Source organism: Telmatospirillum sp. J64-1 (assembly GCF_006980715.1).
In the GTDB taxonomy this organism is placed as follows: domain Bacteria; phylum Pseudomonadota; class Alphaproteobacteria; order Rhodospirillales; family Magnetospirillaceae; genus Oleiliquidispirillum; species Oleiliquidispirillum nitrogeniifigens.
Genome location: NZ_SBHN01000027.1, coordinates 32,826 through 51,897, shown reverse-complemented (window position 1 = coordinate 51,897; position 19,072 = coordinate 32,826). Strand labels below are relative to the sequence as shown.

19 protein-coding genes are annotated in these 19,072 nt (G+C 63.9%); 12 read left to right on the top strand and 7 right to left on the bottom strand.

The annotated features are described in order from the left end of the window. Nucleotides 1–66 precede the first annotated feature (66 nt). Nucleotides 67–249 carry a hypothetical protein gene (locus tag EPD66_RS20880; protein ID WP_142850479.1) on the top strand — a complete coding sequence of 61 codons (183 nt, stop codon included), beginning with the start codon at nucleotides 67–69 and terminating at the stop codon, nucleotides 247–249. An 87-nt stretch (nucleotides 250–336) separates the two neighbouring features. Here EPD66_RS20880 and EPD66_RS20875 read toward each other — a convergent pair whose 3' ends face one another. Both EPD66_RS20875 and uvrA read right to left on the bottom strand, forming a co-directional pair. Beyond that, nucleotides 337–549 carry a hypothetical protein gene (locus EPD66_RS20875; RefSeq protein ID WP_142850478.1) on the bottom strand — a complete coding sequence of 71 codons (213 nt, stop codon included), beginning with the start codon at nucleotides 547–549 and terminating at the stop codon, nucleotides 337–339. Then, a complete protein-coding gene (gene uvrA / locus EPD66_RS20870; protein WP_142850477.1) occupies nucleotides 546–3,389 on the bottom strand; it encodes an excinuclease ABC subunit UvrA in 2,844 nt (947 codons plus the stop codon). The genes EPD66_RS20875 and uvrA overlap by 4 nt, the downstream gene beginning before the upstream one ends. Before the next feature lie 176 nt (nucleotides 3,390–3,565). On the opposite strand from uvrA, the gene EPD66_RS20865 reads away from it, so the two are divergent. From EPD66_RS20865 to EPD66_RS20845, 5 genes are all read left to right on the top strand, one after another. Beyond that, the gene (locus EPD66_RS20865; RefSeq protein ID WP_142850476.1) at nucleotides 3,566–4,345 is read left to right on the top strand and encodes an ABC transporter ATP-binding protein; all 780 of its coding nucleotides are present in this window, start codon (nucleotides 3,566–3,568) and stop codon (nucleotides 4,343–4,345) included. Further along, nucleotides 4,342–5,061, top strand: a complete 720-nt coding sequence (locus EPD66_RS20860; protein WP_142850475.1) for an ABC transporter ATP-binding protein — start codon at nucleotides 4,342–4,344, stop codon at nucleotides 5,059–5,061. The genes EPD66_RS20865 and EPD66_RS20860 overlap by 4 nt, the downstream gene beginning before the upstream one ends. 5 nt (nucleotides 5,062–5,066) lie before the next feature. Then, entirely contained in the window at nucleotides 5,067–5,933 is an 867-nt protein-coding gene (locus tag EPD66_RS20855) for a branched-chain amino acid ABC transporter permease (protein ID WP_142850474.1), read from the top strand. Then, nucleotides 5,933–6,853: a branched-chain amino acid ABC transporter permease gene (locus tag EPD66_RS20850; protein WP_142850473.1), complete on the top strand. Its 921-nt coding sequence runs from the start codon at nucleotides 5,933–5,935 to the stop codon at nucleotides 6,851–6,853. The genes EPD66_RS20855 and EPD66_RS20850 overlap by 1 nt, the downstream gene beginning before the upstream one ends. Before the next feature lie 427 nt (nucleotides 6,854–7,280). Beyond that, complete coding sequence (locus tag EPD66_RS20845; RefSeq protein ID WP_142850472.1) at nucleotides 7,281–7,826, top strand: hypothetical protein; 546 nt, start codon at nucleotides 7,281–7,283, stop codon at nucleotides 7,824–7,826. A gap of 185 nt (nucleotides 7,827–8,011) precedes the next feature. Here EPD66_RS20845 and EPD66_RS20840 read toward each other — a convergent pair whose 3' ends face one another. Continuing rightward, a complete protein-coding gene (locus EPD66_RS20840; RefSeq protein WP_221931072.1) occupies nucleotides 8,012–9,238 on the bottom strand; it encodes an ABC transporter substrate-binding protein in 1,227 nt (408 codons plus the stop codon). 202 nt (nucleotides 9,239–9,440) lie between these two features. Here EPD66_RS20840 and EPD66_RS20835 point away from each other — a divergent pair, with 202 nt between their 5' ends. The 4 genes from EPD66_RS20835 (at nucleotide 9,441) to EPD66_RS20820 (ending at nucleotide 12,199) form a co-directional block, all read left to right on the top strand. Next, on the top strand, nucleotides 9,441–10,283 hold the full coding sequence (locus EPD66_RS20835; protein WP_142850471.1) for a hypothetical protein: 843 nt from the start codon (nucleotides 9,441–9,443) through the stop codon (nucleotides 10,281–10,283). A 115-nt stretch (nucleotides 10,284–10,398) separates the two neighbouring features. Then, complete coding sequence (gene ssb / locus EPD66_RS20830) at nucleotides 10,399–10,923, top strand: single-stranded DNA-binding protein (protein WP_142850470.1); 525 nt, start codon at nucleotides 10,399–10,401, stop codon at nucleotides 10,921–10,923. A gap of 166 nt (nucleotides 10,924–11,089) precedes the next feature. After that, nucleotides 11,090–11,572, top strand: a complete 483-nt coding sequence (locus EPD66_RS20825) for a small multi-drug export protein (protein ID WP_142850469.1) — start codon at nucleotides 11,090–11,092, stop codon at nucleotides 11,570–11,572. Between the two features lie 60 nt (nucleotides 11,573–11,632). Next, nucleotides 11,633–12,199 carry a TetR/AcrR family transcriptional regulator gene (locus tag EPD66_RS20820; protein WP_142850468.1) on the top strand — a complete coding sequence of 189 codons (567 nt, stop codon included), beginning with the start codon at nucleotides 11,633–11,635 and terminating at the stop codon, nucleotides 12,197–12,199. A gap of 54 nt (nucleotides 12,200–12,253) precedes the next feature. Here EPD66_RS20820 and EPD66_RS20815 read toward each other — a convergent pair whose 3' ends face one another. From EPD66_RS20815 to EPD66_RS20800, 4 genes are all read right to left on the bottom strand, one after another. Then, the gene (locus EPD66_RS20815; protein ID WP_142850467.1) at nucleotides 12,254–12,436 is read right to left on the bottom strand and encodes a hypothetical protein; all 183 of its coding nucleotides are present in this window, start codon (nucleotides 12,434–12,436) and stop codon (nucleotides 12,254–12,256) included. Between the two features lie 22 nt (nucleotides 12,437–12,458). Next, a complete protein-coding gene (gene wbaP / locus EPD66_RS20810) occupies nucleotides 12,459–13,880 on the bottom strand; it encodes an undecaprenyl-phosphate galactose phosphotransferase WbaP (RefSeq protein WP_142850466.1) in 1,422 nt (473 codons plus the stop codon). Nucleotides 13,881–13,942: 62 nt separating this feature from the next. Next, nucleotides 13,943–15,223 carry a glycosyltransferase gene (locus EPD66_RS20805; RefSeq protein WP_185961547.1) on the bottom strand — a complete coding sequence of 427 codons (1,281 nt, stop codon included), beginning with the start codon at nucleotides 15,221–15,223 and terminating at the stop codon, nucleotides 13,943–13,945. Nucleotides 15,224–15,243: 20 nt separating this feature from the next. Then, nucleotides 15,244–16,710 carry a lipopolysaccharide biosynthesis protein gene (locus tag EPD66_RS20800; RefSeq protein WP_221931071.1) on the bottom strand — a complete coding sequence of 489 codons (1,467 nt, stop codon included), beginning with the start codon at nucleotides 16,708–16,710 and terminating at the stop codon, nucleotides 15,244–15,246. A 261-nt stretch (nucleotides 16,711–16,971) separates the two neighbouring features. On the opposite strand from EPD66_RS20800, the gene EPD66_RS20795 reads away from it, so the two are divergent. Both EPD66_RS20795 and EPD66_RS20790 read left to right on the top strand, forming a co-directional pair. Next, nucleotides 16,972–17,856 (top strand): family 16 glycosylhydrolase, encoded by an 885-nt coding sequence (locus tag EPD66_RS20795; protein ID WP_142850463.1) that lies wholly within the window; start codon nucleotides 16,972–16,974, stop codon nucleotides 17,854–17,856. After that, complete coding sequence (locus EPD66_RS20790) at nucleotides 17,857–19,071, top strand: glycosyltransferase (protein ID WP_142850462.1); 1,215 nt, start codon at nucleotides 17,857–17,859, stop codon at nucleotides 19,069–19,071. It begins immediately after the preceding gene. Nucleotide 19,072: the final 1 nt, after the last annotated feature.

The window sequence follows — 19,072 nt, the reverse complement described above, 5'->3', positions numbered from 1 at the left end:
ACTATCAGCGGCGTTAAGCTTGCTGGCACTGTGTTTCAGAGCCACGAAGCCAATGTGAGACAAGATATGGTGCAGACGGACCCACGGGATACTAGGCTTACGGAATTGCTGGCCTCGGTCAGTGCCATGGCCAATCTGTCGAGCGGTCAGGACAGCGAATATCACGCCCCCGCCGGGGAAGGCCTGCGTGACCTGGCCGACAGCCGTGAAGTCCAGGAGCGGATGTTCAAGATCCTCTGTGGCGCCTGAGCGCCCGGTTCTCATTCTTGTTCCGGTGGGCTGCGGGAAATCATCGCGACGCAGCCCCTCCGACTTTCCGCGCGGCTTCTCCCCGGATTACAGAGAGGCGAGCCGCCGCTCCTCGATCGCTTTCTCGATTCCCGGCAGGCCAAGTGCGTTGAACCAGGCGATCCTTTCGCGGATGCGTTCATCATTCCCCTGACGAGAGATCAGTCCGTCTTCATGATTTCGCTCCCTGCGGGTTATGGCGGCCGCCTCCCTGGAGAAGGGCGCGGCCGCCATACCGGTGCGGAACGGAGACCTGCTCAAGCCAGCTTCTTGACGTCCCGCTCCAGATAGGGAGCAAGATAGCGGCCGGTATAGCTGCGCTTGCTGCGTGCCACTTCTTCAGGCGTGCCGGCGGCGACCAGTTGGCCGCCCTTGGTGCCGCCTTCCGGTCCCAGGTCGATGATCCAGTCTGCGGTCTTGATGACCTCCAGATTGTGTTCGATCACCAGCACCGTATTGCCCTGATCCACCAGGGCGTGAAGCACTTCCATCAGCTTGCGCACATCCTCGAAATGCAGCCCCGTGGTGGGCTCGTCGAGGATGTAGAGCGTGCGCCCGGTCGAGCGGCGGGACAATTCCTTGGCCAGCTTGACGCGCTGGGCCTCGCCGCCCGACAGGGTGGTGGCCTGTTGGCCGAGATGGATATAGCTCAGGCCCACGCGTTTGAGGGTCTCCATGCGGTCGCGGATGGCGGGCACGGCCTTGAAGAAGTCGGCGGCTTCCTCGATGGTCATATCAAGGACATCGGCGATGCTCTTGCCCTTGAAGGTGATGTCCAGCGTCTCGCGGTTGTAGCGCTTTCCCTTGCAGACGTCGCATTCCACATAGACGTCGGGCAGGAAATGCATCTCGATCTTGATGACGCCATCGCCTTGGCAGGCCTCGCAGCGCCCGCCCTTGACGTTGAAGGAGAAGCGGCCCGGCTTGTAGCCGCGTGCCTGGGCTTCCGGCAGGGCGGCGAACCAGTCGCGGATGGGGGTGAAGGCGCCGGTATAGGTGGCCGGGTTGGAGCGCGGCGTGCGGCCGATGGGCGATTGGTCGATATCGACGATCTTGTCGATGAACTCGACCCCCAGGATGTCGTCATGCTCCAGCGGCAGGTCGCGGGCGCCGTTCATACGCCGCGCCAGGGCCTTGTACAGGGTCTCGATGATCAGCGTCGACTTGCCGCCGCCCGAGACGCCGGTGACGCAGGTGAAAGTGCCCAGCGGGATATCCACGTCCAGCCCGGCCAGATTGTTGCCGCGCGCGCCCTTGATGGTCAGCTTCTGGCCGTTACCGGTCCGCCGCAAGGTTGGCACGGGAACATAACGTTGCCCCGTAAGGTATTGTCCCGTCAGGCTTTCAGGGTTGCGCATCACTTCTTCGGGCGTGCCCTGGGCGATGATGGCCCCGCCATGGATGCCGGCCCCCGGTCCCATGTCAATCAGGTAATCGGCGGTGCGGATGGCATCCTCGTCATGCTCGACGACGATGACCGTATTGCCGATGTCGCGCAGGCGCTTGAGGGTTTCCAGCAGGCGGTCGTTGTCGCGCTGGTGCAGGCCGATGGACGGCTCGTCCAGCACATAGAGCACGCCCGTCAGGCCAGAGCCGATCTGCGAGGCCAGGCGGATGCGCTGGCTTTCGCCGCCCGATAGTGTGCCCGAGCCGCGCGCCAGGGTCAGGTAATCCAGACCCACATCGTTAAGAAAGCCCAGCCGCTCGTTGATTTCCTTGAGGATTCTTCGGGCGATCTCGCGGTCGCGGGGACGCAGATGCTCTTCCAGTTCGCCGAACCAAGCCCCGGCCTGGGCGATGGACATCTCCGACACCTCGCCGATGTGATGGCTGCGGATCTTCACCGCCAGGGCCTCGGGCTTCAGGCGGTGACCGCCGCAGGCCTCGCAGGGGGCGGTGGCCTGGAAGCGCTGCAATTCCTCGCGCACCCAGGCGGAATCGGTTTCACGCCAGCGCCGGTGCAGGTTGGGCAGCACGCCTTCGAAGGGTTTCTCGGCGGTATAGCCACGCTTGCCGTCGTCATAACGCATGCTGACCATCTCGCCGCCCGAACCATGCAGGATGGCATGGCGCACATTTTCGGGCAGCAGGCGCCAGGGCGTGTGCAGCGAGAAGTCGTAATGCCGCGCCAGGCTCTCCAGGGTCTGGTGATAGAATTGCGAGATCGACCCGGCCCAGGGGGCGATGGCGCCTTCGCCGATGGACTTGTCGGGATCGGGGACGACCAGTTCCGGATCGAAATAGAGCTTCACGCCCAGGCCGTCGCAGCTCGGGCAGGCGCCGAAGGGATTGTTGAACGAGAACAGCCGGGGCTCGATCTCGTCGATGGTGAAGCCCGAGACGGGGCAGGCAAACTTGGCCGAAAAGACCGCGCGCTCGCCGTTATCGGCGTTCTCGGCATAGGCTAGGCCGTCGGTCAGGTCCAGCGCTGTTTCCAGAGAATCGGCCAGGCGCGTCTGCAGGTCGGGACGCACCACCAGGCGGTCTACCACCACCTCGATGTCGTGCTTCAGCTTCTTGTTGAGGGCCGGAACCTCGTCGATCTCGTAAAGCTGGCCGTCCACCTTGACGCGCTGGAAGCCCTTCTTCTGAAGTTCCTGCAACTCCTTGCGGTATTCGCCCTTGCGCCCGCGCACGACCGGGGCCAGCAGGTAGAGGCGGGTGCCTTCGGGCATTTCCAGGATGCGGTCGACCATCTGCGAGACGGTCTGGCTTTCGATGGGCAGTCCCGTCGCCGGCGAATGGGGCACGCCGACCCGCGCCCAGAGCAGGCGCATATAGTCGTAGATTTCCGTCACCGTGCCGACGGTCGAGCGCGGATTGCGCGAGGTCGTCTTCTGCTCGATGGAGATGGCCGGGGACAGACCCTCGATGGAATCCATATCCGGCTTCTGCATCATCTCCAGGAACTGGCGGGCATAGGCCGACAGGCTTTCCACATAGCGCCGCTGGCCCTCGGCATAGATCGTGTCGAAAGCCAGGGAGGACTTGCCCGATCCGGACAGGCCGGTGATGACCACCAGGCGGTCGCGCGGGATGTCCACGTCCACGTTTTTCAGGTTGTGTTCGCGTGCGCCGCGCACACGGATATGCGTCGTCATTCTGCCACCAGTATCCTGGGAAAATTCTCCGGAAAGGCGATATAACTAGGTTTTTTACGCAACCATCCCCACAAATAATTGACAAAGGTCCTGACGTGGGCGCATCGCCTATTTCCAACGGGGTAACAAATGGCGCGTTGCGCAGCTGTGGTCAATCCACTGTGAGGCGGGCAACCATGATTCGTGTCGAAGAGGTATCGAAGTCCTTCGGGGGAATCCAGGCCGTCAACCGGTGCTCGTTCTCCATCGGGCGGGGCAGCATCACCGGGCTGATCGGGCCGAACGGGGCGGGCAAGACGACCTTGTTCAACATTGTCGCCGGTGTCATCGCCCCCGATAGCGGGCGCATCCTGTTGGATGAGGAGGATGTGACAGGTCTGCCGCCGAACCGTCTCTTCCACAAGGGGCTGGTGCGGACCTTTCAGATTCCCCACGAACTGAGCCGCATGACCGTGCGCGAGAACCTGATGGTCGTGCCGCCGGGCCAGAGCGGCGAGCAGCTGTTCTCCGCCCTCTTCGCCTGGGGCAGGGTGCGCCGGGAGGAAGAGGAGGTTCGGCACCGGGTGGAGGACGTGCTGGACTTCTTGCAACTGGGCCATGTCGCCGACGAACTGGCGGGCAACCTGTCGGGCGGGCAGAAGAAGCTGCTGGAACTGGGGCGGACGATGATGACCGATGCCCGGGTGGTGCTGTTGGACGAACCGGGGGCCGGGGTCAACCGCACGCTGCTGGGTAAGCTGGCTGAATCGATCCAGCGCCTGAACCGCGAGCGCGGCTATACCTTCTGCGTGATCGAGCATGACATGGACCTGATCGCCCGGCTCTGCGATCCTATCGTGGTGATGGCCCAGGGCAGCGTCATCGCCGAGGGCAGCATGGAGGACATCCGCCGCAACGATTACGTGCGCGAGGCCTATCTGGGCGGACAGGTCCCGGCCGGGGGAGCACGGCCATGACCATCCCTGCCGGAAGCCTGCTGGCGCTGGACAATGTCTATGGCGGCTATGGCGGCGTGGACATCCTGCGCGGTGTTACCATGACCGTCCAGCCGGGCGAGATCGTGGTCATCATCGGCCCCAATGGCGCGGGCAAGTCCACCTCGATGAAAGCGGCCTTCGGCCTCGTAAACGTGCGCGAGGGGCGGGTGGCCTTCGAGGGGCGCGACATCACCAACTGGCGCGCCGACAGGCTGGTCAAGCTGGGCATGGGCTTCGTGCCCCAGGAACACAACGTCTTCCCGTCGCTCACCGTGCAGGAAAACCTGGAGATGGGGGCCTACCTCAATCCCAAGGGGATGCGCGCGCGCATGGACAAGATCTTCGGGATCTTTCCCCGCCTGGCGGAGCGGCGGCGGCAGGCGGCGGGGCTGATGTCGGGCGGTGAGCGCCAGATGGTGGCCATGGGCCGCGCCTTGATGGCCGAGCCGCGCATGCTGCTGCTGGACGAGCCGACGGCAGGCCTGTCGCCGCTGTTCATCGAACAGACCTTCGAGCGGGTGGTCGAGATCAACAAGCTGGGGATCGGCATCCTGATGGTGGAACAGAACGCCAAGCAGGCCCTGGCCATCGCCCATCGCGGCTATGTGCTGGCCATGGGCGAGAACCGCTTCGAGGATACAGGGCCCAACCTGCTGGCCAATCGCGAAGTGGCCGAACTCTTCCTGGGGGGCTGAGCCAGATGTATCTTGCGGACTTCCTCCAGCTTCTCGTCTATGGCGTCATTTCGGGCAGCATCCTGGCGCTCGGGGCCATCGGCGTCTCGCTGATCTTCGGCATCCTGCGCTTCGCCCATTTCGCCCATGGCGACCTGATGACCGTCGGTGCCTTCTGCGCCCTGGCGGCTGTGACCGGGCTGGGCCTGCCGGTGATCGCGGCCATTCCCTTCGCCATCCTCGGCGCCGTGGTCGTGGCGGTAGGGATCGACCAGACGATCTATCGACGCCTGCGCCGCACCGCGCCGGTGATCCTGCTGATTTCCTCCTTCGGTATGGCCATGGCGCTGCGTGCCGTCATCCAGATCATCTGGGGCACCCAGGACCGCGTCTACCAGAGCGGCATTCAACTGCCCTACCGCATCGGCGACATCGTGCTCCAGCCTGCCCATGTATGGATCCTGGCGGGAACGGCATTGCTGGTCGCTGCGGTGCATCTGTTCCTGCAGAAGACATCCCTGGGCAAGGCCATGCGCGCCATGAGCGACAACATGGACCTCGCCCGCGTCACTGGCATCAATGCCGAGCGCGTCATCATCTGGACCTGGGTGATGGGGGCCGGGCTGGCCGCCGTGGCCGGGGTCTTCCTGGCGATGGACACGCGCCTGCATCCGACGATGGGCTGGCACATGATGCTGCCCATCTTCGCCGCCGCCATCCTGGGCGGCATCGGCAAGCCCTATGGCGCCATCCTGGGCGGGCTGATCATCGGTGTGGCGCAGGAGCTTTCGACCCTGTGGCTGTCGCCGGCCTATAAACCCGCCGTCGCTTTCGCGATCATGGTGTTCATGCTGATCGTCCGTCCGCAAGGTCTGTTGGGAGGGCGCCGCTGATGGAAGCCTATCTCGTCTTCTTCCTGACCCTGGCCGGTATCTATGCCGTGCTGGCCCTGGCCCTGAACCTGCAATGGGGCCTGACGGGGCTGTTCAATTTCGGCATTTCCGGCTTCTTCGCCGTGGGCGCCTATACGGCGGCCATCCTGACCACCAATCCCAGTCCCAACCATCTGGGCGGCTTCGGCCTGCCTTTCCTGGTCGGGGCGGGGGCGGCCATGGTGGCGGCGGGGATCCTGGCCTTCGCCATCGGCCTCGTGACCATCCGCCTGCGCACCGACTATCTGGCCATCGCCACCATCGGCATCGCCGAAATCGTGCGCCTGGTCTTCATGAACGAGGCCTGGATCGGCTATGGCGTGCGCGGCATCCCGGGCATTCCTCGTCCCTTCAGTCCTGATCCCGTGGTGTTCCTGGGGGTGGTGGCGGTGCTGCTGCTGCTGGTTTTCCTGGCGCTCGAACGCCTGCGCCGCTCGCCCTGGGGACGGGTGTTGCGGGCCATCCGCGAGAACGAGACGGCCTCCCTGGCGGCAGGCAAGAACGTGCTGCGCTTCCGCCTGGAAGCCTTTGTCCTGGGCAGCATGTTCATGGGGCTGGCGGGATCGCTCTATGCCCATTTCGTCGGTTTCATCAGCCCGGAAGCCTTCGATCCCCTGTACGGCACCTTCCTGATCTGGGTGATGCTGATCGCCGGGGGATCGGGCAACAACAAGGGCGCGCTGCTCGGCGCCTTCGCCATCTGGGTGGTGTGGTCGGGCAGCGAATTCCTGACTGGGATGCTGCCTCCGGGCCTGTCCACCCAAGCCAGCGCCGTGCGCATCCTGCTGATCGGGCTGCTGCTCCAGGTCATCCTGCTCTGGCGGCCGGAAGGGTTGCTGAAGGAGGAGCGCCCGGCCTTGGAGAAGACCAGGAAGAAATAAGGAAAGGCCCGCCGGAGCGGGCCTTAATCCTTGTAGTATATGAGTGTTTCCGGCCAATAATAAGCAGGAGAGTGCGATTGCCATGAAGGGTATTGTTTTGAATCGCTGAAGGAAGAGGAACATTCAAGAAAGAAGGATAGGACATGGCAAGCTCCTTATTGCTCTTTACCGCATCGGGAAATAAAACCGGAAAAAGTGTTGCACTGTTCTGTAGCCCGCATGGCTTGGCCATGTTGGATTTACCCATCATAGCATTTTATGCTACAGCCTAGGGCATGAAAATACATATAGCCATGGTGTCCTCCCTGTGTTGTTTATTGGAATGCAAACAAATAATTAGGGATAAGTTGGGTAGGTAGAATCTTGTTGTTTTGCTATTTGTTTGTATTATATTTGATGGGTTGATTTTCCTCAGGACTATATAGATATGATGTCTCTCAAGAAGGCGGTTGTGCTTGCCGCTGTGTTGCCTTTTCTAGCGGCCTGTGGCGATGAAAGCGACATGCTTAAAGCCATCAATGCGCAGTTGAGCGAAAGCGGAGGCTCTGGTTACTGCGCGAGTCTTTTTCGTCCGAATAGCATGGCCGGGGTGAAGTGGCCGATCGTTGTCGACGTTGATGAGGCCAGCAAGGACCCAGTTCTAGTCGGTATGATCAGTGACGGCTTGCTGAAAGATGTCGGCGCAGGAACTCTTATACTGAATTCCTTCACCGAGGTGCCCGGCCGCAAACTCGACATCACAGAAAAAGGCCAGGAGCAGATCAGCTGGGAAGGCACGGTCTGCGGCGGCTCCATAAAGGCCACCAAGATCATTGAGTACACGAAAGGTGACGAGTCGCGTGTCACCTATCAGTGGGAATATGCCCATTTGCCGAAATGGGCCGAGGCCCATATAAAACGGCACAGCAGGCCAACCACTGGCCAGGGGAGCACCATTCTTGTTAAAACCAACAAGGGCTGGTCTGAAAAATAAGCGATACCCTCCTCAAGGGCGATGATGGCTTGATGAAAAGCGCCTGTCATCATGACAGGCGCTTTTCTTTTAGATCCTTTGAGAAAATCTTCACTGGCTTAGCAACGTCACATAGGGGGCGGCTTCACAGAAACCGGACCTTGGTACAGCCCCGGCTCAATCGAAGCTGTTCTCGTGTCTTGGGCTTACTGCGCGTCGGGTTCGAAGATCTTGATCGTCACGATCTCGCCGTTCTGGATTTCCCAATGGGCGAAGGTGCCGGTAACGTCGCCGGCCTCGTCGAATTCCACCGAACCCGAGGCCCCGGTGTAATTGACGTCCTGGCCCTGGTTCAGGGCTTCCAGCGCCTGGGCCCATTGGCCCGGGCCAATCTCGACACCCGGCGCATTGGCGACGTCGCGTAGGGCGTCGCGGATCGCCACGCCGTTGACCGAACCGGCCTTCTGCGCGGCCAGGGCCAGCACATAGGTGGCGTCATAGGCGGTGTCGATATAGGGCCTGGTGGGCATTTCGCCGAAGCGGGCGTTATAGGCTTCGGCGAAGGTCTGGGCCGAGGCGCTGCCTTCCGGCGCTTCGGGGGCGGTGCCGCCCATGCCTTCCAGGATATCCCCGCCGATGGCCTGCACGACTTCGGGGGCCCTCATGCCATCCGAGAAGACGAAGCGCTGGAAGAAACCGCCTTCCAGGGCCTGGCGCAGGATTGGAATGCCGTCGCCGGGATAGGCGATCAGGATCAGGGCGTCGGGGCGGCCTTGCGAGGCGCGCTGCAATTCACCGCGGAAGCTGGCCTGCTTTTCGGCATAGGGGGCGGAGGAGGTGACCTTTCCGCCCGCAGCCTCGAAGGCTTCCTGGAAGGATTCGGCAAGGCCCTGGCCGTAATCGTTGTTGATGTAGATGATTCCGACGGTGCTGAAGCCCTTTTCCTGCGCCACCTGGGCCATGGCGACGCCCTGGAAGGCGTCCGAAGCCAGGGTGCGGAACAGGAAGTCGTTGTCTTCCAGCGTGGTGAGTACCGGCGAGGTGGAGGCGTTGGAAATCTGCGGCACCTGGGCGGGGGCGGTGACCGAGCGGGCGACGGGAATGGTGATGCCCGAGGACATGGCACCGATGATGGCATGAGAGCGTTCGACGGAGATTAGGCGCTGGGCGGCATCGACCCCGGCCTGGGGGCTGCCCTGGTCGTCGGCGACGGCGAGGGCGATGGGCTGGCCGAGTACGCCGCCGGCGGCATTGATCTCCTCGACCGCCAGCCGGATGCCGTTGAGAGCCGTCTCGCCGAAGGCCTGGAGCGATCCCGTCAGCGGCATCAGCGCCCCGATCTTCAAAGCTTCCTGCGCGGTGGCGGGAGAAGCCGATAATCCCGCCGCGACCAATCCGGCAAGGCCCAGCTTGAAGAATTTGTTCATCATCATTCGCCTCCAATTCGAGGTGGAGAAGTGATCCTTGGAGTTAGCTTATTCAACTTATTGCACAAAGGGGAGAAAAGGGAATCCAGCCGGAATGGCTAGTACGGAATCCTTGCGGCGCACGCATGTGGCAGAGGGCGAGGAGGCATCGTTTTCCCTTTTTCGCGGCCCGACATGCTGAGGAAAAGCCGCAGGGAGTGTGCCCACCATGTCCGTTTTCAGCAGATCCTTCCTGGCCGCCACGGCCGCAATCTGTGCCGCGCTCGCCGCCGGAGCCTGTTCGCAGTCCCGGCTGGACCGGACGCAATTTTCCCATCTTCCGCAATCCCACAGCCTTTCCGCCCTGCCCGTGGCGGCCGAGGCCCGCGCCGAAGGCCCTGCGGCCTTGTCCAGCGCCCTGGCCTGGGCCGGTCGTCCGGTGCCGCCGGCGAAGCTGGCGCGGCAAATGGGAAAGGGCGGTCCAGGCTTGGCGGATGCCGCCCAGCGCGTGGTTTCCCGTCATGGCCGTGTGGCCTATCCGGTTCGGGGATTGGAGGCGTTGTTCCGCGAACTGGCCGCCGGTCATCCCGTGGTGGCCCTGTTGGAGGAGGGCTCGTCCTTCGGCGGCGACTGGAACGCCCTGCTGGTGACCGGCTATGACCTGCCCAAGGGCGAAGTGCTGGTGCAGCATTCCGACGGTGCCGTCCAGCGTCGCAGTCTCGCCGCCTTCCAGCAGGAATGGGAGCGTCATGGCAGCCGCGGCCTGCTGGTCCTGCCGCCGGGGGAACCGCCGGCCACCGCCACCGAACAGGATTATGCCAAGGCCGTCCAGTCCCTGGCGGAAGTGGGGCATGCCTGGGATGCGGTGCTGGCCTATGACACGCTGCTGGCCCTGTGGCCCGAGAATGCCGGTGCCCAGTCCGCCCTGGTCAGCCGCCTGGAGGTGCTGGGCGACCTCAAGAGCGGTGCCGGCGGCTGGGATGAAGTGATGCGCACCGGCGCGGAAGGAAGGGAAGCCGCTTCCGGCACCGCCCGCCGTTTGGCAGAAGTCAAGGGGCGCAGCGACATCTGAGGCTCTTCCGGCCGGTCCTGCGGCACTTCTGTTGCGGAACCGCTCGGGCTGGGTATGGACGAAAGGCTTGGCCTGGCCTATGGTGCGCGCTTCGGAGAAACAGGAGAGTGGCAGCATGGCTGGCAGTGTCAACAAGGTCATCCTGATCGGCAATCTGGGGCGCGATCCGGAAGTGCGCCACGCGCAGGACGGCTCGAAAATCGTCCAGCTGTCGGTGGCCACGTCGGAATCCTGGAAGGACCGGCAGTCGGGCGAGCGTCGTGAAAAGACCGAATGGCACCGGGTGGTGATCTTCAATCCCAACCTGGCCGACATTTCGGAGCGTTACCTACGCAAGGGCAGCAAGGTCTATGTCGAAGGCCAGCTGCAGACCCGCAAATGGACCGACCAGAGCGGCGTCGAGAAATACACCACCGAAATCGTCCTCTCGCGCTTCAAGGGCGAACTGACCCTGCTCGACGGGCGTGGCGAAGGCGGCGGTGCCGGCGGTGACGATTTCGGCGGCGGTTACGGTGGTGGCGGCTTCGGCGGCGGCGGCGGACAGCAGCGCCAGCCCCAGGGCGGCGGCCGTGGCGGCCAGACCGGCGGCGGCCAGGGTTGGGACGCTCCGCCGGACCTGGACGACGAAATTCCGTTCTGATCCAGTCTTGCTCTTGGCGTCTTGAGCATCTGAAAAGGCCGCGCTCCGGTATCGGGGCGCGGTTTTTTTATGCCTCCGACTTGTAAGATACCACCTGGACGGTATCTTTTGTGCGGGGCGCTTCGTTTCTGGCCCTGCGTCAAGAGTCTGGGGGCATGGTGCCGGGATGTCGCAACTGTCTCTTTTCCTCTCCGTCATGGTCGCGTCGGGCATTCCCATCCTGGAGGTCTGGCTGGCCGTACCGGCTGGGGTCGTCGCAGGGCTGCATCTCGTTCCCGCCGTCCTCGCGGGCTTCATCGGGAATGCCTTGACGGTCCTGCCGATCATCCTGGCGGGGGACGGGCTGCGGAACTGGTGGAACAGGCGCAGGAAACCCTCTTGCCCCGGCACACGGAGCGAGGGAATAGTGGAGAATCCGAAGGCCCGTTGGCTGATCGACCGCTTCGGGATTCCCGGCCTTGCCTTCCTGGGGCCGTTCCTGATCGGCTCTCATATCGCCGCGCTTGCCGCCGTCGCGATGGGGTCTTCCCGGAAGCTCGTCCTGTTCTGGTTCATGGTTTCGCTGGCGGTCTGTTCCCTGTTTTTCGGGGCGCTGGCCGAATTCGGTGTGGCGGCCTTCGCCGATCCAGGCGAATTGCCGGTATTGTAAGGCGCAATGCCCATTTCCCGACGGGCACGGCGCGCCTGGACTTGCTTGGTGGATGAACGCATGACGAATGCCTATAAGCGCAAGAAGCAGCCTGAACTGGTCCGGAAAACCCTGATGGAACAGGCGCTACGGATTGCCCTGGAACAGGGGCTGCATGCGGTGACCGTCCAGGCCGTGGCGGATGCAGCAGGGGTCACCAAGGGCGGCTTCCTGCATCATTTCGCCAGCAAGCAAGACCTCCTGGATGCGATTTTCCACGGGCTGGTCGGCGATCTGGAAGCGCGGATCGACAGCTTGATGGCAAGCGACGGGGAGGCCTATGGCTCGTTCACCAGGGCATATGTCGAGGCCGTGATGGAAGACGGCTGGGAGGGCGATAGTCCGGTCAAGGGCGGGCTTTCCTCCTTGATGATCGGTGACGCGCGGATGCGGGCCTTGTGGGCCGACTGGTATAATCGCCGCCAGGAAAGGCACCGGGACACGGATGGCGCCGAGGAACTTTGCCTTCTCCGGCTTGCCGCCGACGGCATCTGGCTGGCCAGGCTGTCGAAAGTGGACCTGCCCGACAAGGCGGCGCTTCGGGAGAGGCTGCTTCAAGCGACCCGGCCTCTCCAGGAAGTCGGCTGAAGGCCGGGAAATCCCTTATTCCTCTGGCGGGGCGTCCTTGCGCTTTCCCGGCTGTCAGCTCAGCGACAGGGCCAGGACGATCATTCCCCAGGGGGCGAGGCCGGAGCCGGTGATGGCGGTGAAGCGCCAGCGCAGGGGCAGGGGGCGGGCCGGTCCGTGCAGCAGCAGGACGGGAAAGAGCGGCGGGGAATTGGGCAGGTCGATATGCACGCGCGGCGGCAGCGTCGGGGTGGTCATGGGCGCAGTCTCCCGTCAGTCGTCAGTAAGCCCCCGACCGGTTCAGAAGGACCTTCACCGTCCGCAACAGAATGACGATGTCGAGCCACAGGGACCAGTTCCTGGCATACCAGCTGTCCAGGGCGACTCGCCGTTCATAGGTCGTGTCGTTGCGTCCGCTGACCTGCCATAGGCCGGTGATCCCGGACGGGCACATGAAGTAGTAACGGATGGCGTCGCCATAGCGTTCGATTTCCTTGCGCACGATGGGGCGCGGCCCGACCAGGCTCATGTCGCCTTTCAGTACATTCAGCAATTGGGGCAGTTCGTCCAGGCTGGAACGGCGCAGGAAACTGCCGATCCGGGTGATTCGGGGGTCCTTGCGCAGCTTGAAATCCTTCTCCCATTCCGCGCGGGCCGCCGGATCGCGCGCCAGCAGGTCTTCCAGAACCTTGTCGGCGTCGGTGACCATGGTGCGGAATTTGAGGCATTTGAACTCGCGGCCATGGCGGCCGATCCGGGTATGGCCGAACATCGCCGGCCCGCCGTCCATCTTCACCAGCAGGGCGATGATGCCCATCAGCGGCGCGAAGAACAGCAGCAGAAGGCTGGTGGCGACGATGTCGAACAGCCGCTTGGCGATCATGCCCGGCTGGCCGTTGCGGCGGCGGCAGGACAGCATCACCAGGTCGTGGGTGAAGAAGGAATCCAGTTCCAGATCGCCCGAGCCCAGGCCGCGCGTCGGCGGCACCAGGGCCACTTCCATGCCGCGCCGGTCCAGGGCCTCGATCAGCATCTGCTCGCTGCCGCTGCCCAGGGTTTCCGGGGCGATCACCACCAGCGACGGGGACGAGGCGGCCAGAACGGCATCCAGTTCGTCCTCGGCCAGGACGGGACCCGCGAGGCTGTCGCGCAGGAAATGCTCGGGCGGCAGGATGCCCAGGACGCTGTAATGGCTTTCGCGGCTGGTCCGCAGCACGGCGGCGGCGTCCAGGGCATTGGCTCCGGAACCGACCAGCATCACCGGCACCATGCGCGGGCGCAGGGCACGCACCGCGAGACGCGCGCCCAGCACCAGGGGGATGGCCGTCAGCCATGCCAGGGCCATGACTTCGACCGGCACCGGAACGCCCTCGGCGGGTAGGGCAACGGCGTCGAGGACCGCGGCCCCGGCCAGCAGCAGGGCCGCCTGTCCGGCCTCGCGGCGCTGATTCTGCCACGAGCGCCCACGTCCGTAATGGCCGAGCAGTGCAAATACCAGAATTAGCGCCGCCCCCAGGGCCAGCAGCCGTCGCGGCCAGAAGCCGAATTCTTCGACCGGTGTAGAGACCAAGAGCAAGGAAATGGCGGCGGCAGCCCCAAAGCCCAAAGCAAGACCGGCAGCGTCGGCGGTAGCCAGCAGGACCGGGCCGGCACCGTCCGTAGCCTTAGACCGGACAGCTTCGCGTGCGACACCGAGTTTCATGCTTCCTCACATCGTCGGGTATTTCGGTCCAGCCCAACTGTATTCACAATACATTCAGGCGGTTACTCTACTCCCGCTGTCTTCCGGGAAGGGTTCCGCTCTTTCGGGGATGAAGCCTCATCCGTCGTGATGACGGCATCGCCGCGCGGGCCGCTCAGAGGGGCATTCTGATTGGCGGCGGCAGGGGCCAGGGCTTGGCGGCGGATGGAGGCGACGGGGGTCCAGGTCCGGAAATTCTGCCCGGACATGGAGCGCAGGACGCCGATGCCGGTGGCCAGCATCGCCAGCAGGATGTCGACCGCCTTGTTGAAGGGGGGGATGTTCAGGTAATGGCCGGCGGCGGCGGCCGTCAGTCCGGCGAGCAGCAGTCCCAGCGCCGTCAGCGGAGCCCCGGCGGCGGCAATGCCGGCCAGGAAGAACACGCCGGAAGCGGCAAGGCTGAAGAAGCACAGCCAGCGCAGCAGCTTGTGCGAGACGTATTTGTAGAGGTTCCATCCGTCCAGGCGGCGGATGCGCGGCCACAGATGGCGATGGGCCGACCACGAGGCGCAGCCGATGCGGATCTTGCGGTGGAATTCGTCGCGGGCCGAGGAAGTGGTGGTCTCATGCGCCAGCACGTCGGCGCCGCGCACGATGCGCGAGCCCTCGCACAGCACGTTGAAGGAGACGACCATGTCGTCGAACAATTCCTCGGGCGCGGGACGGTGCAATTCGCGGCGAATGGCGAACATCGACCCGTCGGCGCCCATGGCCGAGCCGGTGTCGCTTTCCAGCTGCTTGATCCATTCCTCCATGCGCCAGTAGGCGGCGCCCGAGGCGGCGGTCACGCTGTCCTTGTCATTGTCGTAGATCAGATGGCTGCACACGCAGCCCACGTCCGGGTCCTCGAAATAGCGGGCGAGATTGACCAGCGCTTCCTTCTCGATGGTCACATTGGCGTCGGTGAAGACGACGATGGGCGCGGTGGTGCGCGCGACCATCAGGTTCATGCCATAGGTCTTGCCCTCGCGGGTGGGCGAGACGATGACGGTGATGCGGTCCTCGTATTCCCGCAGGATCTCGGCGGTGCGGTCGCTGGCCGCATCGACATAGATCATGATTTCCAACTCGGGCACGGTCTCGCGCAGGGCCAGCAGGTTTTCCGCCTTGTCGCGAATGACCGCTTCCTCGTTATAGGCGCAGGTGAGGATCGCCATGGGCGGCGGGGCCGACGGCTCGGCAGGCAGGTTGAGCGGCCGGTGGAACTTCCGCCGCAGCCATTTGAGGCTGAGGGGATAGGTGGTGAACGGGTGCAGGGCGAGCATCATCAGCACCAGTGATAGGGCGAAAAACAGCTCGGCCATTCGCATCTTCTCCGCAGAAACTAAAGGACGGGGTTCTTTTGTTTGCGCATCTCGACAAACAGGAACTGGTAGAGCCGTGGGATCGAACCGGGGCTGACGAGCAGCAGGGTCATGGCGTAGATCGCCCCGCCGGTGACGACCATCGCGGCCAGTCTTTCGATCGGCGGCCAGTTCCACAGCATGTTGTCGTGGAGCAGCCACAGCAGCGTCACCATGACGCCCGAAGCGGTGAAGGAGGGCAGGGCGGCACGGGTCTGGCTGGCGATGGAGATCTGCGCCACGCGATGGAGCAGTGCCGCGCGCACCGGCATCGACAGCACCAGCCGCGCCGTCCATACCGTCATGGCCGCCGCCGCGCCCATGGGGCCGAAGATCAGCATGCCGACGGCGCAGATGACGAAGGCCAGCGCATTGACGCTGACGTTGTGGCGGGGATATCCCAGCGCGGCCAGGGTGCTTTGGGCGTAGAGATGGGGGAAGTGCAGCACCGCCAGAATGGCCAGCAACTGCACATAAGGCACCGCCGGGAGCCAGTTCTCGCCGAATACCACGACCACCAGGTCGGGGGCGGTAATGAACAGGCCGGCGAAAAGCGGCACGGTCAGCGTGCAGGTGAAGTCGGTCGCCGTGTAATAGGCCCGCCCCAAGGCCGACAGGTCCTGCTGGCGGCGCGAGAAGAAGGGCAGGGCCACCTGGTTCGAGACCATTTCCAGCACGTCGCGCAGGGTATCGACCACGCGGAAGGCCAGATTGATGAAGCCCAGGGCCGTGGTCCCCAGGAAGAACCCGGCCAGCAGGGTGAAGACGCGCACGGTGCTGAAACTGATCAGCAGGGCGGCTACCGAGGCGAAGGCGAAGGCCGCCAGTTCCGCCAGGCCCGTCAGGGAAATCCCGAAGCGGTAGCGTGGCTTGGCCATCCACCAGCCGACGGCGCAGCTGACCCCCAGCATCAGCACCTGCTGGGCGACCAGGGCCCAGACGCCGAAGCCGCCGATCGCCAGGCCGATGGCCGCCACCAGCCCGACCACGCGGCCGGAAAGGGAACGGATGGTCAGGGCGCGAAAGCGCAGGTCCCGTCGCAGGACCGCCAGCGGTGCCGCCCCCAGTCCGGCGAAGACCATCGCCAGGCCCATCCAGGACAGCACCGGGGCCAGTTCCGGCTCGTCGAACAGCGCGGCCATGGGCGCGGCGATCCACCAGCACAGCAAGGTGAACAATAGGCCCAGAGCGGTCGTGGTCCAGAAGACGCTGTCCACATGGCGCCGGGTCAGGTTCTGGCGTTGCACCAGGGCGTCGTGGAACAGCATTTCGACAATCATGCACAGAACCTGGACGACCCCCAGGGCCAGCGCGGCAATGCCGATTTCCCGGGGTGAGAGATATCGTGCCAGGATGACGATGCTGACGACCGAAAGGATTGTCAGTCCTCCGGTTTCCAGCATCGCCCACCATGCAGACCAAGCCGCTCTTTTCCGTGTTGCGTCCATCTTACTTCCGTGTTGGGGAGACAGAGGCAACATACGGTTCGGATAGGGCGGCTACATCTAGCCGAGTCGCTCACACCTGCGGTTTTAACGGATAGCCCTGCTTCGTGTGGGCAGGAGGGAAGAAAACTCGGGCAATCCTTCTGAATAGGAAGGAGGCGAATGGGCTAAAACCGAAGACTTCGCAAATATTTGCTCTCTGTATGGTAGTGGTCGTGGAGAGATGCTTGGCGCTTTTTCCCTTTCCACGGCCGAGGCCATCCCATGTTCCGTACATCCATGACCCGCAGGGCCTTCATGGCATCGGCGGCGGCTGCCGGCCTGACGGCCGTGTCGGGCCATGCGGCGGCCCGGCCGCCCCGTCCCGGCTATCGCCTCGTCTTCGAGGATCACTTCGACGATCCGGACCTGACACGCATCAACGAGCATGGGATACGCGGCCGCAACGGCGGGACCGGATGGCGTTCGCGCTATCGTCATGACCGCTGGACGGTGATCAACGAGGAAAAGCAGATCTACGTCGATCCCGATTTCGCCGGACGGGCGGGGTGGCCGCTGGGATTGCAGCCCTTTCACATCGCCGACAGCGTGCTGCGGATTTCCGCCATGCCGACGCCCCGGGACTTGCTGCCCCATCTGGACGGAGCCCGCTACATCTCGGGCTGCATCACCACGGAAAACAGCTTCTGGCAGAAATACGGCTGGTTCGAGATGCGCGCCCGGATGCCCCTGGGGCGCGGCTTCTGGCCGGCTTTCTGGATGATGTCCAAGCATGGCGGCTGGCCGCCCGAGATCGACATCTTCGAAGGATCGGGCATCCGCCCGCGCGAAGTTCACCAGGGGGTCATCGGCATGGACGATACCGGCGAGCAGGGCTGGGTGGATATCGGCGGCGATATTTCCCGCTTCCATGTCTATGCCTGCGAATGGACCCCCGAACGGATTTCCTTCTTCGTCGATGGCCGCGAAACCTTTCGGCAGCCGAACCTGGTGCATGAGGAGATGTACCTGCTGGCCAATCTCGCACTCGGCAGCCACGACCCCTATTGGATTCCAGACCCGGACGAGACCACGCCGTTTCCCGGCGTGTTCGAGATCGATTACGTCCGCGCCTTTGCGCGGGATGCGACAGATGAAAGGCGGAGTTGAATGAGGGTAGCGATCATCGACCCGTCGCTGTTCACCTGGCCCTATGACAGCGAATTGGCGGCGGGTTTGGCCGCCAATGGCCATGACGTGCAGATTTTCGGCAAGGTATTGGGGCCGGGCGAAACCGCCGGGCCGCGTCTGCGCCAGCTTTTCTATCCTCGCCTCGCCCGGCCATGGGCACAGCGCCTGCCGCGTCCTGCCTTCCTGGCGGCCAAGGGAATCGGGCATATCCTATCCATGCGGCATCTGGTAGCGGCGCTGGAGGAATGGCGCCCGGACGTGATCCACATGCAATGGACGCCGCTTCCGGCGGTCGACAAGCGCTTCCTGCCGGCGCTGCGCCGCATCGCGCCGCTGGTCCTGACGGTGCACGATTCCCAGCCCTTCAACAATGCGCCGGTGCCGCGCGTGCAGACGATGGGCATGATGGAGATCATCCGCGCCTTCGAGCAGGTCATCGTCCATACCGAAAGGGCCCGGAACCGCCTGGTCCAGCATGGCGTCAGCGAGAACCGCATTACCATCATTCCGCATGGCCTGCTGCATGACGGCCCGGCTCCCGCCGACGCGGCCGAGGCGCCCGTCCGCATGCCGGACGATCCGGTGGAGATCCTGCAATTCGGCAAGATCAAGCCCTACAAGGGCGTCGACCTGCTGATCGAGGCGGTGGCGCGCATGCCCGAACGGGCCCGCAGCCGCTGCCGCATCCGCGTCGTCGGCAAGTCCTACATCCCCACCGAGGGCTTGGTCGCCCGCGCCAGGGAATTGGGCGTTTACGACCGCTTCACCTTCGATTTCCGCTTTGTCGAGGAGGCGGAAATGCTGGGGCTGTTCCGCCGGGCCGACCTGCTGGTCTTTCCTTACCGGGAAATCGACGCCAGCGGTGTCCTGATGACGGCGCTTTCGGTCGGGCGGCCCATCGTCGCTTCGCGGCTGGGCTGTTTCGAGGAGATGCTGGAAGAGGGCCGTCATGCCCTGTTGGTGCCTTCGGGCGATGTGGATGAACTCGCGGCTTCGTTGTTCAGGATGGTCGAGGATGACGAATTGCGCGAATATCTGGGCGAGGGGGTGCGCGCCCTGCGCCGCTCCATCCCCAGTTGGGCCGATATCGGCCGCCTGACCGAGAAGGTCTATCGGCGCATGGGCCCGGCAGAGGTGACGTCGCGGAATGACGATCTGTTGCTGGACCTGGATTCCCAGGCGGAAAGGGACTGAC

Bases quoted from the DNA above. Each gene is read 5' to 3' on its own strand.
- EPD66_RS20880 (WP_142850479.1), top strand. From the start codon at position 67: ATGGTGCAGACGGACCCACGGGATACTAGGCTTACGGAATTGCTGGCC.
- uvrA (WP_142850477.1), bottom strand. From the start codon at position 3,389: ATGACGACGCATATCCGTGTGCGCGGCGCACGCGAACACAACCTGAAA.
- EPD66_RS20865 (WP_142850476.1), top strand. From the start codon at position 3,566: ATGATTCGTGTCGAAGAGGTATCGAAGTCCTTCGGGGGAATCCAGGCC.
- EPD66_RS20860 (WP_142850475.1), top strand. From the start codon at position 4,342: ATGACCATCCCTGCCGGAAGCCTGCTGGCGCTGGACAATGTCTATGGC.
- EPD66_RS20855 (WP_142850474.1), top strand. From the start codon at position 5,067: ATGTATCTTGCGGACTTCCTCCAGCTTCTCGTCTATGGCGTCATTTCG.
- EPD66_RS20850 (WP_142850473.1), top strand. From the start codon at position 5,933: ATGGAAGCCTATCTCGTCTTCTTCCTGACCCTGGCCGGTATCTATGCC.
- EPD66_RS20845 (WP_142850472.1), top strand. From the start codon at position 7,281: ATGATGTCTCTCAAGAAGGCGGTTGTGCTTGCCGCTGTGTTGCCTTTT.
- EPD66_RS20840 (WP_221931072.1), bottom strand. From the start codon at position 9,238: ATGATGATGAACAAATTCTTCAAGCTGGGCCTTGCCGGATTGGTCGCG.
- EPD66_RS20835 (WP_142850471.1), top strand. From the start codon at position 9,441: ATGTCCGTTTTCAGCAGATCCTTCCTGGCCGCCACGGCCGCAATCTGT.
- ssb (WP_142850470.1), top strand. From the start codon at position 10,399: ATGGCTGGCAGTGTCAACAAGGTCATCCTGATCGGCAATCTGGGGCGC.
- EPD66_RS20825 (WP_142850469.1), top strand. From the start codon at position 11,090: ATGTCGCAACTGTCTCTTTTCCTCTCCGTCATGGTCGCGTCGGGCATT.
- EPD66_RS20820 (WP_142850468.1), top strand. From the start codon at position 11,633: ATGACGAATGCCTATAAGCGCAAGAAGCAGCCTGAACTGGTCCGGAAA.
- EPD66_RS20815 (WP_142850467.1), bottom strand. From the start codon at position 12,436: ATGACCACCCCGACGCTGCCGCCGCGCGTGCATATCGACCTGCCCAAT.
- wbaP (WP_142850466.1), bottom strand. From the start codon at position 13,880: ATGAAACTCGGTGTCGCACGCGAAGCTGTCCGGTCTAAGGCTACGGAC.
- EPD66_RS20805 (WP_185961547.1), bottom strand. From the start codon at position 15,223: ATGGCCGAGCTGTTTTTCGCCCTATCACTGGTGCTGATGATGCTCGCC.
- EPD66_RS20800 (WP_221931071.1), bottom strand. From the start codon at position 16,710: ATGGACGCAACACGGAAAAGAGCGGCTTGGTCTGCATGGTGGGCGATG.
- EPD66_RS20795 (WP_142850463.1), top strand. From the start codon at position 16,972: ATGTTCCGTACATCCATGACCCGCAGGGCCTTCATGGCATCGGCGGCG.
- EPD66_RS20790 (WP_142850462.1), top strand. From the start codon at position 17,857: ATGAGGGTAGCGATCATCGACCCGTCGCTGTTCACCTGGCCCTATGAC.